13 protein-coding genes and 1 pseudogene are annotated in these 14,266 nt (G+C 41.6%); 11 read left to right on the top strand and 3 right to left on the bottom strand.

Annotation, left to right across the window (positions count from 1 at the left end):
- The first annotated feature begins 634 nt into the window (after window positions 1-634).
- The 4 genes from ruvC to ybgC all read left to right on the top strand — a co-directional run bounded on the left by ruvC (window position 635) and on the right by ybgC (window position 3,524).
- Window positions 635-1,150, top strand: a complete 516-nt coding sequence (gene ruvC / locus T429_RS0109265; protein WP_026501008.1) for a crossover junction endodeoxyribonuclease RuvC — start codon at window positions 635-637, stop codon at window positions 1,148-1,150.
- The gene (gene ruvA / locus T429_RS0109270; RefSeq protein ID WP_005774596.1) at window positions 1,147-1,761 is read left to right on the top strand and encodes a Holliday junction branch migration protein RuvA; all 615 of its coding nucleotides are present in this window, start codon (window positions 1,147-1,149) and stop codon (window positions 1,759-1,761) included. The genes ruvC and ruvA overlap by 4 nt, the downstream gene beginning before the upstream one ends.
- A gap of 13 nt (window positions 1,762-1,774) precedes the next feature.
- On the top strand, window positions 1,775-2,866 hold the full coding sequence (gene ruvB, locus T429_RS0109275; RefSeq protein ID WP_005774597.1) for a Holliday junction branch migration DNA helicase RuvB: 1,092 nt from the start codon (window positions 1,775-1,777) through the stop codon (window positions 2,864-2,866).
- A 217-nt stretch (window positions 2,867-3,083) separates the two neighbouring features.
- Window positions 3,084-3,524 (top strand): tol-pal system-associated acyl-CoA thioesterase, encoded by a 441-nt coding sequence (ybgC, locus tag T429_RS0109280; RefSeq protein WP_005774599.1) that lies wholly within the window; start codon window positions 3,084-3,086, stop codon window positions 3,522-3,524.
- 570 nt (window positions 3,525-4,094) lie between these two features.
- Here the strand turns inward: ybgC and T429_RS0109285 are convergent.
- Window positions 4,095-4,457 (bottom strand): helix-turn-helix domain-containing protein, encoded by a 363-nt coding sequence (locus T429_RS0109285; RefSeq protein ID WP_005774600.1) that lies wholly within the window; start codon window positions 4,455-4,457, stop codon window positions 4,095-4,097.
- Window positions 4,458-5,370: 913 nt separating this feature from the next.
- Window positions 5,371-5,736 (bottom strand): helix-turn-helix domain-containing protein, encoded by a 366-nt coding sequence (locus tag T429_RS0109290; protein WP_026501009.1) that lies wholly within the window; start codon window positions 5,734-5,736, stop codon window positions 5,371-5,373.
- Between the two features lie 1,056 nt (window positions 5,737-6,792).
- Here T429_RS0109290 and tolQ point away from each other — a divergent pair.
- From tolQ to tolB, 4 genes are all read left to right on the top strand, one after another.
- Window positions 6,793-7,506, top strand: coding sequence for a protein TolQ (tolQ, locus tag T429_RS0109300; protein ID WP_005774603.1), 714 nt, complete (start codon window positions 6,793-6,795; stop codon window positions 7,504-7,506).
- 15 nt (window positions 7,507-7,521) lie between these two features.
- On the top strand, window positions 7,522-7,974 hold the full coding sequence (gene tolR, locus T429_RS0109305) for a protein TolR (RefSeq protein WP_005774604.1): 453 nt from the start codon (window positions 7,522-7,524) through the stop codon (window positions 7,972-7,974).
- A 108-nt stretch (window positions 7,975-8,082) separates the two neighbouring features.
- On the top strand, window positions 8,083-9,510 hold the full coding sequence (locus tag T429_RS0109310) for a cell envelope integrity/translocation protein TolA (protein WP_026501010.1): 1,428 nt from the start codon (window positions 8,083-8,085) through the stop codon (window positions 9,508-9,510).
- 42 nt (window positions 9,511-9,552) lie between these two features.
- Entirely contained in the window at window positions 9,553-10,875 is a 1,323-nt protein-coding gene (tolB, locus tag T429_RS0109315; RefSeq protein WP_180376409.1) for a Tol-Pal system beta propeller repeat protein TolB, read from the top strand.
- Window positions 10,876-11,446: 571 nt separating this feature from the next.
- On the opposite strand, the gene T429_RS0109325 is transcribed toward tolB, so the two are convergent.
- A complete protein-coding gene (locus tag T429_RS0109325; protein WP_005774608.1) occupies window positions 11,447-12,193 on the bottom strand; it encodes a YebC/PmpR family DNA-binding transcriptional regulator in 747 nt (248 codons plus the stop codon).
- 381 nt (window positions 12,194-12,574) lie between these two features.
- On the opposite strand from T429_RS0109325, the gene T429_RS0109330 reads away from it, so the two are divergent.
- The 3 genes and pseudogenes from T429_RS0109330 to T429_RS10730 form a co-directional block, all read left to right on the top strand.
- Window positions 12,575-13,270 (top strand): DUF1013 domain-containing protein, encoded by a 696-nt coding sequence (locus tag T429_RS0109330; RefSeq protein ID WP_005774609.1) that lies wholly within the window; start codon window positions 12,575-12,577, stop codon window positions 13,268-13,270.
- Between the two features lie 203 nt (window positions 13,271-13,473).
- The gene (pal, locus tag T429_RS0109335; RefSeq protein ID WP_005774610.1) at window positions 13,474-13,995 is read left to right on the top strand and encodes a peptidoglycan-associated lipoprotein Pal; all 522 of its coding nucleotides are present in this window, start codon (window positions 13,474-13,476) and stop codon (window positions 13,993-13,995) included.
- Window positions 13,996-14,018: 23 nt separating this feature from the next.
- Window positions 14,019-14,266 (top strand): annotated as a pseudogene (locus T429_RS10730) (tol-pal system protein); the annotation flags it as partial.

Genomic DNA, 14,266 nt, shown 5'->3' on the forward strand with positions numbered 1-14,266 from the left:
TCTCTTGGGCTTTTCGCGAAGGGGAAATGTCATCAGAACAAATAAAAAAAGAAATCGTCAAAGTTTCTCTTCAGACACCGACATTGGAACTTGAACCCCCTCATTGGAACGAACGCCCGAAATTTTCGCCAATTTGTTGCTCATTCACTCTCGTTTGAGAGGTGCGCATAAAATCTATGTGTGCAGGGTGGGACGCGGCGGCTTCTAGTACTTTAGAAGATGAAAATCCGCCGGCAAAACAAATCGAATGACTCAAAACAGCCTTTGGGCGTTCTTAGAGGATATTCTTTATAATGTAAAAAGACTCGGTGGCGTAGATACCATTCAGAGAGGAGAATTTTTATACTTATGAATGTATGGATCCTCTCTTTTCTCGTTTGAGATGGTTTAATCATTATGACATTGAAGATGAGATAGAAGGGGCGTTTTTATACTTTTCTTTTGCTTACTTGTCAGGTGTGAGGGGTTTTGTTTGATGGCATTTTTAGTCTTATAAAGCTGCTGTTTGTTCGGGTGTTATAACACATAAACTCATGACGCATGCTCCTCTTTTTACGGGTTTTATGTTTTACTGCTGTTTTCTTTATGGGCGAGCCTTTATTCAAAAGGGGGAAAAGTGTATAAACTAGCGTTTATGGCAGAGACGATTCGTATTATAGGCATTGATCCCGGATTACGGTATACTGGATGGGGCGTTATCGATCTTGTGGGTAATCGTCTTCAGTTTGTTGCTGCAGGGACAGTTTCTTCCGATGTAAAGTGTGATCTGGCTTCTAGGCTCTGTCAAATCCATAAAGGTCTTTCAGAGGTTGTGCATCAATTTATGCCTCATGAAGCTGCGGTGGAACATGTGTTTGTCAACAAAGATGCGACAGCAACTTTAAAACTTGGACAAGCGCGTGCGATTGCGCTGCTGGTTCCTGCGCAGGCAAAGTGTCCTGTTTTTGAATATGCACCCAACAAGGTAAAAAAATCGGTTATTGGTGTTGGACATGGGGCGAAAGAACAAATTCATATGATGGTAAAAGTTTTACTCCCACGGGCTGAATTTGATAGCAATGATGCCGCTGATGCCCTTGCGCTTGCTCTTTGTCATAGCATGCATCGTAAGAGGATTGATCAATCTTATCAGGCAAGGATGGTGATATGATTGGCAAATTAAAGGGGACGCTTGAACATATCTTTGAAGATTATATCATTCTTGATGTTCATGGTGTGGGGTATGTTGTTTTTATCTCAAATCGGTTGCGTCCTTCTTTGCCTTCTGTTGGGGAGGCGTTAAGCCTCTTTATTGAAACGCATGTTCGGGAAGAGGCAATCCGCCTTTTTGGTTTTGCAACAAGAGCCGAACAGGAGTGGTTTTGTATGCTCCAAAATGTTCCAGGGGTCGGGGCTAAGGTTGCTTTGGCAATCTTGGGGACTTTATCGCCAGATGAACTCGCACAAGCTATTGCTTTAAACGATGGGGCGATGATTAGTCGAGCGCCAGGCGTTGGTAAAAAAGTCAGTGAAAGAATTGTGGGTGAGTTGAAAAGTAAAACGCTTCCCTTTGAACAGGCGGTCAAGACGGTTTCAATTCCGCAGCATGAGAGGGCTGACCAACCTGCGCAGGATGCGCTTTCCGCGTTAATGAAACTAGGCTTTGAACGTGAGCAAGCAGCTCGGGCTCTTGCTCTGGCGATGAACGCCCTTGAAGGGGAAGCTGTTTCTTCTGCCCTCTTGATCCGCCATAGTCTCAAATTGCTTTCTTCTCCTACTTGAAATTAAGGTAACAATGCATAAAGATGAAGATCAACGCCTTTTAGGGGCAGCGCCCCTTCCCAACGATCCGGATCGTTCCTTAAGACCACAAGTTCTCGATGATTTTATTGGTCAAGAAGCGGCGCGGGCTAATTTAAAAATATTTATTGAAGCCGCAAAAACTCGGAAAGAAGCGTTGGATCACGTTTTGTTTGTAGGACCACCGGGACTGGGAAAAACAACGCTTTCACAGATTATGGCAAAAGAATTAGGGGTTAATTTTCGCTCTACTTCAGGACCAGTCATTGCTAAAGCAGGCGATTTAGCCGCTCTCTTGACCAATTTGGAAGAACGCGATGTCTTGTTTATTGATGAAATTCATCGCTTAAATCCAGCGATTGAAGAAATTCTTTATCCGGCTATGGAAGATTATCAACTCGATTTGATCATTGGGGAGGGGCCAGCAGCACGCTCGGTTAAAATTGATTTGGCTAAATTTACTTTGGTGGCAGCAACCACACGGTTGGGGCTTTTGACCACACCGCTTAGAGACCGTTTTGGCATCCCTATTCGTCTTAATTTTTATACGATAGAGGAATTGGAATATATTGTGCAGCGTAATGCGCGGCTTTTTGCCGTCAAGATCAGTGATGATGGCGCCCATGAAATTGCACGTCGAGCACGTGGAACCCCGCGTATCGCTGGACGGTTGTTACGGCGCGTTTGTGATTTTGCTTTGGTCAAACAGGCAAAACAAATTGATCGAAAAATTGCCGATGAAGCGCTTTCGCGTCTTGAAGTGGATCATCTTGGGCTTGATCCGCTTGACCGGCGTTATTTGCTGCTGATTGCGGAAACTTTTTTAGGAGGACCGGTAGGTATTGAAACCATTGCGGCTGCTTTATCAGAACCCCGTGATGCGATTGAAGATATTGTTGAACCGTATCTTCTCCAACAGGGTTTTATTCAAAGAACGGCTCGAGGACGCATTCTGACCGAAAAGGCGTGGAGCCATTTAGGACTTGCTGCGCCTGCTTCACCATCGATACAAAAGCGTACGCAACTTTCTGATGCTCAAGATAATGCATCACTTCAGACAACTTTATGGGATGGGGAAGATGACTAAGGCATTTTTTTAATAAGAACTGTGCGGATGATTTATCGCAAGTTCTTATAAGGACAAGAAGAAAGCCTCTGGTTCTTGTGTTTTCACCGAAAAGGTTTAGAACGATAGGGGGGAATTTTGTGCTTTTTCTTTTCACAACTTCAACACAAAAATATGTTCAATCTTTTGATTCATAAACAATTTTCTAACTTAAATGATTTTATGGGACATGAGGTCAATGACAGAAGTAATGCCTTTCAAGAGCGATCATAAAAATGCTTTTCATAATTTTCAGGTGCGCGTTTACGTGGCTGATACAGATTTTTCCGGTGTGGTTTATCATGCGCGTTATCTGGAATTTTTTGAACGGGGACGTTCAGAATTTTTACGGGAAACAGGCTTTAATAATAAAATGTTAGCTGCAGGGGGGGAGGGAGAAAAACTGTTTTTTGTTGTGCGTCATATGGAAATTAGTTTTTTACGACCAGCCCAAATTGATCAGCTTTTAGTTGTTAAAACACGTGTTAATCATATCCAAGGAGCACGTTTTTTTATGGAGCAGTCAATTGTGCACGAGGCGACCACTTTGGTAACAGCGAAAGTTGAAATTGCTCTGATTAATGAGGAGGCAAAACCGCGACGTTTACCCAAAGAGCTGTTTGCAAAAATGCTTGGTTAAAACTCTTACATGTTGAATATACAACAGTTTTATTGATAATGATAAGGTAGGGTTATTCAATTTAAATGAGAGCCTGTGAGTGTTGTAAAATTTTCTCATTTCAAACTCTTTTGTGAATTCATCAAAATCATTTTCTTGTCACAGGCAGGGTTGATGGGTGGAGATAAAAAGGATTGAGAAAGGCATAAAATGCCTTTTATAAAGCGTTTTAAAAGTGCCAAGACTGATTGCAAATTTTGAGCTGGGAGCGCTTATCCTATCATGCTGTAAAACACTTCTCTTTGGGGCGGTGATCGTTGGGTAATGTAAGGGGCTTTTTGTGCGCGTGGGGGGTGAATATTTTGAAAGATTTGCGGGTTGGGGAACACTCTTCTTTGAGAGACAGTGATAATCCTATGAAATAATCAGCTGAGAAATCCGCTAGCACCAGAAGCCAGCGTGTTGATAGACTATTGTTTGCAAAACGGTGTGGGGATAGTTTTGTTTGCTGATTTCTGTCAAAATGAAAAAGCGTAAAACGTGGATCTGTCAAAATGAAATAAAGGATTGGAGCTTTGTGTGTGCTTTTGCCTAATCGGAAATTAACCACCAAATTGCCTTTTGTTTTTTAGGGTGGAGTTCTCTAAAAGTTTTCAAAAGGGTGTGTTCTTTTTCGCTATAGATTTCTTGATCATCGTGTGAGAGATTTTCTGGAATGTTTTCTTTTGAAATATCTGCATAAAAAAAGCTCATTGGAACTTTCAGTAGCTTGGCAATTTCTAGCAAACGTCCTGCGCTTACACGATTCAAGCCTTTTTCGTATTTTTGGATTTGTTGGAAACTGACACCTAAATGGCTTCCTAATTCTTTTTGAGAAAGCTTCATCGATATTCTTCTATGACGAATTCTTTTGCCAATAGAAACATCGTTAAAATGTGAATTTTTGGTTTGCACTTTGTGTCCCCTCCGGTTGCGAGCGCCCTCGCATGAGTATTCCGGGAGTAGTAAAGGACTGAATCCGAGTCAGCTTTTTTGCTTTTAGTGCTTTTGGCACCTGGACATAGCAAAAACTCCCGGAATCCCGGGATACCCACAAAAGTAGGCACAATTATACGCTCGGATTTAGGGCTTTACTAACCCTCTTGATCGGTGCGTAGACGATCAAAATATCTTTTAAGTGATAAAGTACTTTCAAGAGATTGGCAAGACCAATTAAAGCATTGGCTATGCTATTATACTGTAAAATAGTGCTATTTGAGAGGTGGAAATCTGAAGTCAATGAGAGGGAATTCGCTTTAAGGAAAGCTGGTGTGTTGACGGATTATTGTTTGCAAAACGGTGCGAGGATTAGTTTCGCTTGCGGCTTTGAGAAAGCTTCATTGATATTCTCCGATGACGAATTCTTTTGCCGATAAATATCGTTAAAATGTGAATTTTTGGTTTGCATGTTAAGTTCCCCCGATTGCGAGCGCACTCACATTATTGGTATTCCGGGAGTAGTAAAGGACTGAACCCTAGTCAGCTTTTTTGCTTTTAGTGTTGAGAAACACTTGGACATGGCAAAAACTCCCGGAATTCCACATACTCGAAAAGCGGGTTTATTTTTACGTTAAAGCTTAGATTTTTCAGAGCTCTTTTGATTATCGAGTATGCGATTAAAACACCTTTTAATCCCTAAAACCATTTCAGAAGATTGGCAATAAAAAACGGCTTTTTTCATGAGAGGCGGGGTGTTTACAAGTCATAAAGCGCTACAATGAAGGTTGTTCTTTTACCAAATTCCCATGAATGCTTATTGAAGAGAGCATGTAGGCTCTATGAGTGCGTATCGCGTTATAGAGAATGTGTTGTATGCTATCGCATGATGTTAGTTTGCATTCTCATCCATGATGAGTTGTAAAATAGCTTTTTGTTTTATCAAAGTGAGCATTCTAAATCTTTTGAGCAGCAGGTATTCTTCAGTGTTCGAGATGATTTCATCGTGATGGTATGGAGGCTGTTGTTTTGACATGATCTCCGCATAAAAAAAGGTAATCGGAACATTCAAAATATCGGAAATTTGCATTAAACGCCCCGCGCTTACACGATTTAAGCCGTTTTCATATTTTTGAATTTGTTGGAAACTGACCCCTAAAGCATCCCCTAACGTTGTTTGAGACATTTTCAGCATTTTTCGTCTTAAGCGAATTTTTTTGCCGACCAAAAGATCAATATTAAGATTTTGAGATTGCATTGCTCCCCACCGGTTGCGAGCGCCCTCGCATGAGTATTCCGGGAGTTAAAAGTACTGAACCTAAATCAGCATTTTGCTTTTAGTGCGTAAGACGCACTTGGACATAGCAAAATCTCCCGGAATTCCGGGATACCCGCAAAGCGGGGTAAATTCATGTTTAGGTTTCAGGCTTTTAATCCCTATTGGTCGTTGCGTGTGCGACCAAGACACCTTTTTATTCATAAAGTAATTTGAGATGATTGGCAATAAAAATGAAGAGGGCTCTTGAAGCGAATTTTTTTGCTAATGGGAACGTGGTCCTGAAAACTTCTGGTTTGGCTTCCCCCACCTCGTGCGAGCGCCCTCTTATGCGTATTCTGGGAGGTTGAAAATACTGAACTCGAATCAGCTTTTTGCTTTTAGTGTTGAGAAGCACTTGGACATGGCAAAAACTCCCAGAATCCGAGAGATATCCACAAAGTGGTATCGATTTTTATGTATCGGACCTTAGAGCTTTTAATCCCTCTTGATCGGTGCGTAGACAATCAAAATATCTTTTGATTGATAAAGTACTTTAAGGAGATTGGCAAGACACCTTAAAACATTAGCTATTCTATTATACTGTATATACTGTAAAATGGGGTTGTTTGAGAGACGGGGATTTGAAGCCAATAGAGGGAATTCGCTTTAAGGAAAGCGGGCGTGTTGATAGATTATTGTTGGCAAAACGGTGCGGGGTTAGAAACTTTGTCTTTTACAGTGAGGGGGGAAAGTCAAGATGGTGGAGCGTTCTTTTCATAAACGGGGGGATTGGGTTTTATCCTTCATAGGTATTGATGAAGGGGGAGGCTTTAGGGTGATCTTGGGTGATCTTGCATAAATGCCTTTGTGAGAGAGGTGAGGTGTCTTGAGAGATGTCTTTGATGATCACTTTTTAAAGAAATTTAAGAAACAGATCTTGTTTTAGTGCATGGATTTATGTGAGACTGAAATTTTTTACTTAAATTTAGAAACTATAAAACAATCTGTTTTATAAAATTTTAAGAAGTGCACCTTTCATTTAGAGGGACAAAAATTATGCCGCATGGTGAACTAATGAATCCGGAAACAATGGGAATATTGCATTTGTTTATGCAAGCAAGTCTCGTCGTTAAAGTTGTTATGGTTGGGTTGCTGCTTGCTTCCGTCTGGAGTTGGGCCATTATTTTTGATAAAATTTTTACCTACCGGAGAATACGGCGTGAAATCAAGCAATTTGAACGGACATTTTGGTCAGGCAAAGCGCTAGAAGATCTTTATGTCACCTGTAAGAGTCACCGTACTAATAGTATATCTGCTGTTTTTATGGCAGCAATGGCTGAATGGAAAAAATCTCTTGAAAAAGGAACCCATACTTCGATCAGTTTGCAGAGCAGAATTGATAAGGCAATGGATCTGACGCTGGGACGCGAAAGCGAAAAAATAGAATCAAAATTAAGTTTTCTTGCGACACTGGGATCTGCAGGACCCTTTATTGGTCTTTTTGGAACAGTGATTGGTATTATGCAGTCTTTTCTTTCTATTTCAGCTTCTCAAAATACCTCTCTTGCCATTGTCGCACCAGGGATTGCAGAAGCACTTTTGGCAACAGCTATTGGTTTGTTTGCAGCAATTCCAGCCGTTATTGCCTATAATAAATTGACCCATGAAAGTGCGCGCATCATTGCACAAATAGAAAATTTTGCCGATGAATTTTCAACAATTGTTTCACGGCGTCTTGATGAAACACGTACAGCACCTTCCTCTTTATAAAAAGGAGCTTATCCCATGGGAATTTCTGTTTCTTCTTCTTCTCAAAAAAATACACGGAGACGGCATCATTCACGAAGCCACCTGATGAGTGAGATTAATGTCACCCCTTTTGTGGATGTCATGCTGGTGTTGCTTATTATTTTTATGGTCTCAGCTCCCCTTTTGGTGAATGGTGTTCCTTTGGATTTGCCACGCAGTCAAGCGGGTCCCGTCCGCGCGCAAAAAACGCCTCTTACAGTTTCACTGGATGCGCAAGGGCGCTTTGCCATTCAACAAGATTATTATGAAAGTTCACAAGCGTTGATTGCACAGCTTAAAGCTTTTCTGGAAGCGGATCCTACACAAAAAGATCAACGAATTTTTGTGCGGGTTGCTAAAACTGTTGAATATCAACAAGTCTTAAAACTACTCGCAGATATTCAAAAGGCAGGGTTTTCTCAAGTTGCGCTAGCAAGTCTAGCGCAATAAATAACGGACAATAACATGGTCCATAACTTTTTGTTTTTTAATGTTTTTAAAAGAGTGCAGCGTGATTAAAAGTGAAAAAAATACAAGGGTTCAATTAAGGCATAAAGAATGAACAAAGACTCCTATCATAGTATGAAACGAGGCTTGGTTTTATCCCTTGTGGTCCATGTTATTTTGATCAGTTGGGGCGCCGTTCAGTTTACAAACTCTGTTTCTTTGCCACAACCCTTGGAAGCAATTCCCATCACTCTTGCGCCTATAAGCGAAGAATTTTCTTCTCAACAAGGCGCCGTGGAAGCGTCACTCCATGCAATTCCTGCTGTTAAACCAACAACTGCCCCCCAAGAGATAGAAGATGCTCGCCATATTGGAGAAGGTCAACGAGATAGTCTTGCGCCTTTTCAGCCAAAGGAAAAACCGCGTCCCGTTGAGACAACACCGCCGCCGCCAAGCAATCCCTCAGAACCATCCAAACTTGCAGAACCAGTTGAAGCAAAAACAGAAGAGATTTCAAAAGCAGCAGAGGAAACTCCTAAGCTTGCGTCTGAGATGCCTGTAGAAGCAGTGGAGGAGGCGCCAAAGCTTGCACCCGAAATGCCTGTAAAAGCAGCGGAGGAGACTCCCAAGCTTGCGTCTGAGATGCCTGTAAAAGCGCTGGAGGAGACTCCCAAGCTTGCACCTGAGATGCCTGTAGAAGCAGTGGAGGAAACTCCCAAGCTTGCGCCTGAGATGCCTGTAAAAGCACCGGAGGAAACTCCCAAGCTTGCGTCTGAGATGCCTGTAGAAGCAGTGGAGGAAACGCCCAAGCTCGCACCTGAGATGCCTGTAAAAGCAGTGGAGGAAGCTCCCAAGACTGTATTTCAGCCTGCGCACAAAAATGAAAAGAGGGTATTGCCAAAAGAATTAGCTCCAACGGTACAAAAGGCACCAGCAGAGCAGGTTGTACCTCAAGTGCCCAAAATTGCACTTCCAGAAAAACCTCTTCTTCCCCAGTTTAAACCAAAATTTAACGAAGAATTTCCAATAAAGAATGATAGGGCTGCATTGAAGCAAAAGACGTCAAAGCTTAACAAGAAAAATCAAGAGAAACAGACGATCGAAGATATTTTGGCACTGGAAGAAAATAATTTGCTCAATCGTGCGCGTTCACAAGGAGGGGGAGCAAAACGCTCTCATACACCAGAAGCAATGGGGGCAAGAAAAAATATCAATGATACCACAAAAATGGCACAAACATTGGTCAGTATTGCAGGGGGATGTATTCAACAGAAGCTTAAACTTGTGGCGCTTGGTGGCGATTTAAAAAACCGCCCCATTGTGCGGTTGCGTTTTTACCTAGACCGTGAAGGGATGGTTATGGGGGATCCTATCATTGATCCTGTAAGCGGTCTTGAGAGCCAACAGGCGATTATGATAAGGCAGGTCTATGCGGCTGTCTTTTCATGCCAACCTTATGCAGATCTCCCACGTGATCAATATGATCTGTGGGGGCAAGGTTTTGACTTTAATGTTGACCCCCTCCAAGAAATAAGATGATAAATAAAGAAAAAATCGCTTAACGAAAGGACACATTCTATGATGACTATAACAAGACATAAATTTTTTAGGTGGTTTATAGTCACTTGTGGTGTGTGGCTTTCAAGTTTCTCATCGGCTTATGCGCAATTGAAAGGAACAATTTCCAGCGCTGATTTTAATCCTATTCCCATTGCAATTACAGATTTTATCTCCAATGATTCGATTGGGTTGAAAATATCTGCTGTGGTGACAGCCGATCTTGAACGGTCGGGGCTTTTTTTACCACTTGATAAGGAACATTTTTTTGAAAAAATTTCTAATCCGAATAAACAACCGCATTTTGCTTCGTGGCAGAAAATAAAAGCGCAAGGTTTGGTGACGGGACAAGTCATGAGAGAAATCGACGGGCGCTTGAGAGTCGATTTTCGTCTATGGGATGTTTTTGGACAGCGACAATTGAAAGGACGGCGTTTTTATACTGCGACAGAACGTTGGCGGCGTGTGGCCCATATGATCGCTGATGAAATCTATAGTGAAATGACAGGAGAAAGTGGCTATTTTGATACAAGAATTGTTTTTATCGATGAAACTGGTCCCCAAAATGCACGCATTAAACGTCTAGCTATGATGGATCAAGATGGCGCAAATTTGATTTATATGTCTGATGGAAGTGAGTTGGTGCTTACACCGCGGTTTTCACCAAAAAGGCAAGAAATTACCTATATGGCTTATGAGGATAATCAAATTCCTCATGTTTATCTCCAACAAATTGAAATGGGACAAAGAGAGTTGATTGGAACGTTTCATAACATGACAATTGCGCCGCGTTTTTCTTCTGATGGACAAAAAGTCATCATGAGTTTATTGCAGAATGATGGAAGTGCAAATCTTTACACCATGGATTTGCGGACCCGTACAATGACGCGGTTGACAACAACGGCTGCTATTGATACCTCTGCTTCTTATTCACCAGATGGAACACAAATCGTCTTTTCCTCAGATCGTAGCGGAAAGCCGCAAATCTATAAAATGAATGCCGATGGCAGTGATATTCAGCGTATTTCTTTAAACGAGGGCAGTTATTCAACACCCATTTGGTCGCCAAGGGGTGACTATATCGCCTTTACAAAACAATTAAGCGGACAATTTTCTATCGGTGTTATGCGCCCTGATGGACAAGGAGAACGAATTTTAACCACAGGATTTCATAATGAAGGACCGACTTGGGCCCCCAATGGTCGTGTGTTGATGTTCTTTCGTAAAAACCCCGGTATGGGACCAAAAATTTATACCATTGACATTACGGGACGCAATGAACGTCAACTCCCTACACCCAATGATGCTTCCGATCCAGCATGGTCGCCATTACTCAATATACAATAAAAAAATGCTTGATCAAAAGATAAACAGAAAAGAAATATCAGTCTACACAATCTGACGGGTCTTTAATCAGTTAAAAGAACGCACTTGTGAGAGGAGGCATGGGGGCTATCAATTTCATCCAGCATCGGCTGTCGTTTATCGATAGTCGAATTTTCTTGAGACGAAAATGTTTTTTTTAAAAAAACAATTCCTTATGGTTTACAGATCAGATCTGGGTGAAATTTTCATCCCTTGAGAGGAGGCAGGAAAGGGGACTCTTTAAAAATAAAGAGAGAGGGCTATAGGGATAATCTTTGGGGTATGTAAAAAGCCGTGAGACTACAGAGTCTTAGCCTTTATCATCAGAATTGTTTGAGCGTTTAAGGAGGCTTGCTTTATGTTTTCTTGTTTCTTCAATTCGCTTTTGGGGGCCATCGGTTTTATTTTTGCGATTGATTGATTGTGGTTTTTTGGGCGCTACCAATGATTAACCCCGCTTTTTACGCGGGGCTTTTATATTTATAACCAAAGAGGCGAGGTGAAAGATGTTTTTTAGTCGCTCATTGGTGAAGAGAGGGGGCAATAATAGCCATTATACAGACAGTTTTGCCAAAATCTCATCGCTGACATCAAAATTAGCATAAACATTTTGCACATCATCATCTTCTTCTAAGGTTGAAATCAATCGTAAAACAGATAAAGCTTTTTCTTCATCTATGGGTGCAAGGGTGGTGGCTTTCCAAATTGTTTTAATCGATTCTGCTTCACCAAGTTTTGCTTCAAGTGTTTTTGAAACTTCACCAATATCTTCAAATGCGCAGGTAATATGATGTCCGGTTTCTTCGGATTGTACATCTTCAGCACCGGCTTCAATGGCTGCATCCATGATGTTGTCTGCGGTTCCTGCTTCTGGTTTATAGATTATTTCCCCAATCCGATTAAACATGAAACTAACTGATCCTGTTTCGCCTAAGGCTCCACCTGATTTGGTGAAGGCGGCGCGCACGTTTGAAGCGGTGCGGTTACGGTTATCGGTTAAAGCTTCAACAATAACGGCAACACCGCCTGGTCCATAGCCCTCATAGCGTACTTCATCATAATTTTCGACATCGGTGCCTGAAGCTTTTTTAATCGCGCGTTCAATATTATCTTTCGGCATTGACTGTGCTTTGGCATTTTGAACAGCCAACCTTAAACGTGGATTCATGGCTGGATCAGGGGCACCTTGTTTTGCCGCTACGGTAATTTCACGTGCAAGCTTAGAAAATATTTTCGAGCGCATTGCATCTTGACGCCCTTTACGGTGCATAATATTTTTAAATTGTGAATGGCCTGCCATAGTTTTCCTTCCTGTTTGAGGGCTTTCTTTCTGGGGTGGGTGTTTTTTAGAATGTAAGGCGATAAAACACGCAGCTCACCAGAATAAATGTGCCACAGCATGAGGTGAAATAATCAAATAAATCCCTTATAAGAAAATTCATCTTAAAGGTAAAGACACCTTTGTTGAGGATCATTCCAAGAGAGATCTCTTGTCGTTGAGCAAAAATCACGCTATAACAGAATGTAATCTCATGGTAAAACGGTTTATTCCAGTCTCGCTTTATTTTAAATAGTGGGTGGAAAAAAACAACATATAAGAACATATAATGAAGAAGTTCCAGTGCTCTTGAATGGGCGGTAACCTGCCTCATAAAAGAGGCGCAGAAGAGGATTTATAAAAATGGCAACGCAACTTTTGATGCCCAAAGCAACAGCTGTTTGGTTGGTTGATAATACAGCTCTTTCTTTTGAGCAGATTGCAGAATTTTGTAAATTGCATGTCTTGGAAGTCAAAGCTATTGCCGATGGAGAGGCCGCTTATGGTATTAAAGGTCTTGATCCGATTAGTTCTGGGCAGTTGACGCGCAGTGAAATTGCACGGGTGGAGGCGGATCAAAACGCTCGCTTGAAAATTTCTCAATCAAGGGTGCACATTCCTGAAAAAAAACGTAAAGGAGCACGCTATATCCCTCTTTCTCGACGTCAAGATCGTCCTAATGGTATCTTATGGTTGGTCACAAACCATCCCGAGTTGAAAGATGCACAAATTGCACGGTTGATTGGCACAACAAAAGCAACCATTGAACAAATCCGCCTTCGAACCCATTGGAATAGTGCTAATTTGTCTCCTCTTGATCCTGTAGGGCTTGGCTTGTGTTCGCAAATCGATTTAGACTTTGAACTTCAGCGTGCGGCAAAAAACCGCCCTGTTATTGCAGAAGAAGATAGGTCATTACTTCCCGCTTCTGTGACGGAAAACGCTGCTCTAGAGGAAAATGAGCGTGAAGACAATTCTCATAAAACTTTTGATGCTGATAAAGTTTTTGCAAAATTGAACGCGCTGCAAAAAAATCGTCAAGATCAAGAGGAAGCGTAAGCGTCATGACGTTTCAGAGCAATGTTGCTCCATTGAGCATGGAGATGTTAGGGCAATAGTTATAAAGGGGAAAAAATTGGCAGAGACTGAAAAATGATGACAAAAAGACAAAAAAATTTCGTCTTCATTAGGAATTAAAGGTTATTCTTAAAAATATTTTTAAGAATTTACCTTTCTTTACGAAATTCAAGGAGAAACGGACTATGTGCTCTACCAAAAATACCATCTCTCATTCCTTAGCGATCCTCTTTCTTTTCTCCCTATGCTTGGGGGGATGTGGCAAAAAAAATACCGGTGCTTTTCATGGTATGAATGGCGCTTATATGAATGATGCTGGTTTAAATCAGGTGTTACCAGGTTCAGGACAAGAATTTACGGTTAATGTGGGAGATCGCGTGTTTTTTAGTCTCGATTCTTCTTCATTGGATGCCGATGCTGAACGTATATTAATGCGCCAAGCAGAATGGTTGCTTCATTATCCTTATTATTCTATTATGATCGAAGGTCATGCTGATGAGAGAGGAACACGTGAATATAATTTGGCACTTGGACAGCGTCGTGCTGTTGCTGTGCGAAATTATCTCGTGTCTCTTGGTGTGTCTGCGCAACGGATTCAAACAATTTCTTACGGAAAAGAAAGACCTGTCGCGGTATGCGATGATATTTCCTGTTGGAATCAAAATCGACGTGCTGTGACAACGCTAAGTGATATGAACAGTCATTAAGTAAACTCTAAGGGGAGAAAAGAATGTATCGTAAAATTAATTGGAAAACGATCTTTTATATGGCAGTTTTCATAGCTTGTTCTGCTTCATTTGCTGAAAGTGCGGCTCGAAAGGCTTCTGAATATCCAGCACATGATACGGATAAAGTTGACACCGCTGATAAAGCCGCTTCCGATGTGGTGGAAAAAGCTTCAGATGCTGCTGATAAGGCTTCCGATGCGGTGAAGAAAGCCACGGATGCTGCCGATAAAGCCGCTTCCGGTGTCGTGGA

Source organism: Bartonella elizabethae F9251 = ATCC 49927 (genome assembly GCF_000518165.1).
Classification (GTDB): domain Bacteria; phylum Pseudomonadota; class Alphaproteobacteria; order Rhizobiales; family Rhizobiaceae; genus Bartonella; species Bartonella elizabethae.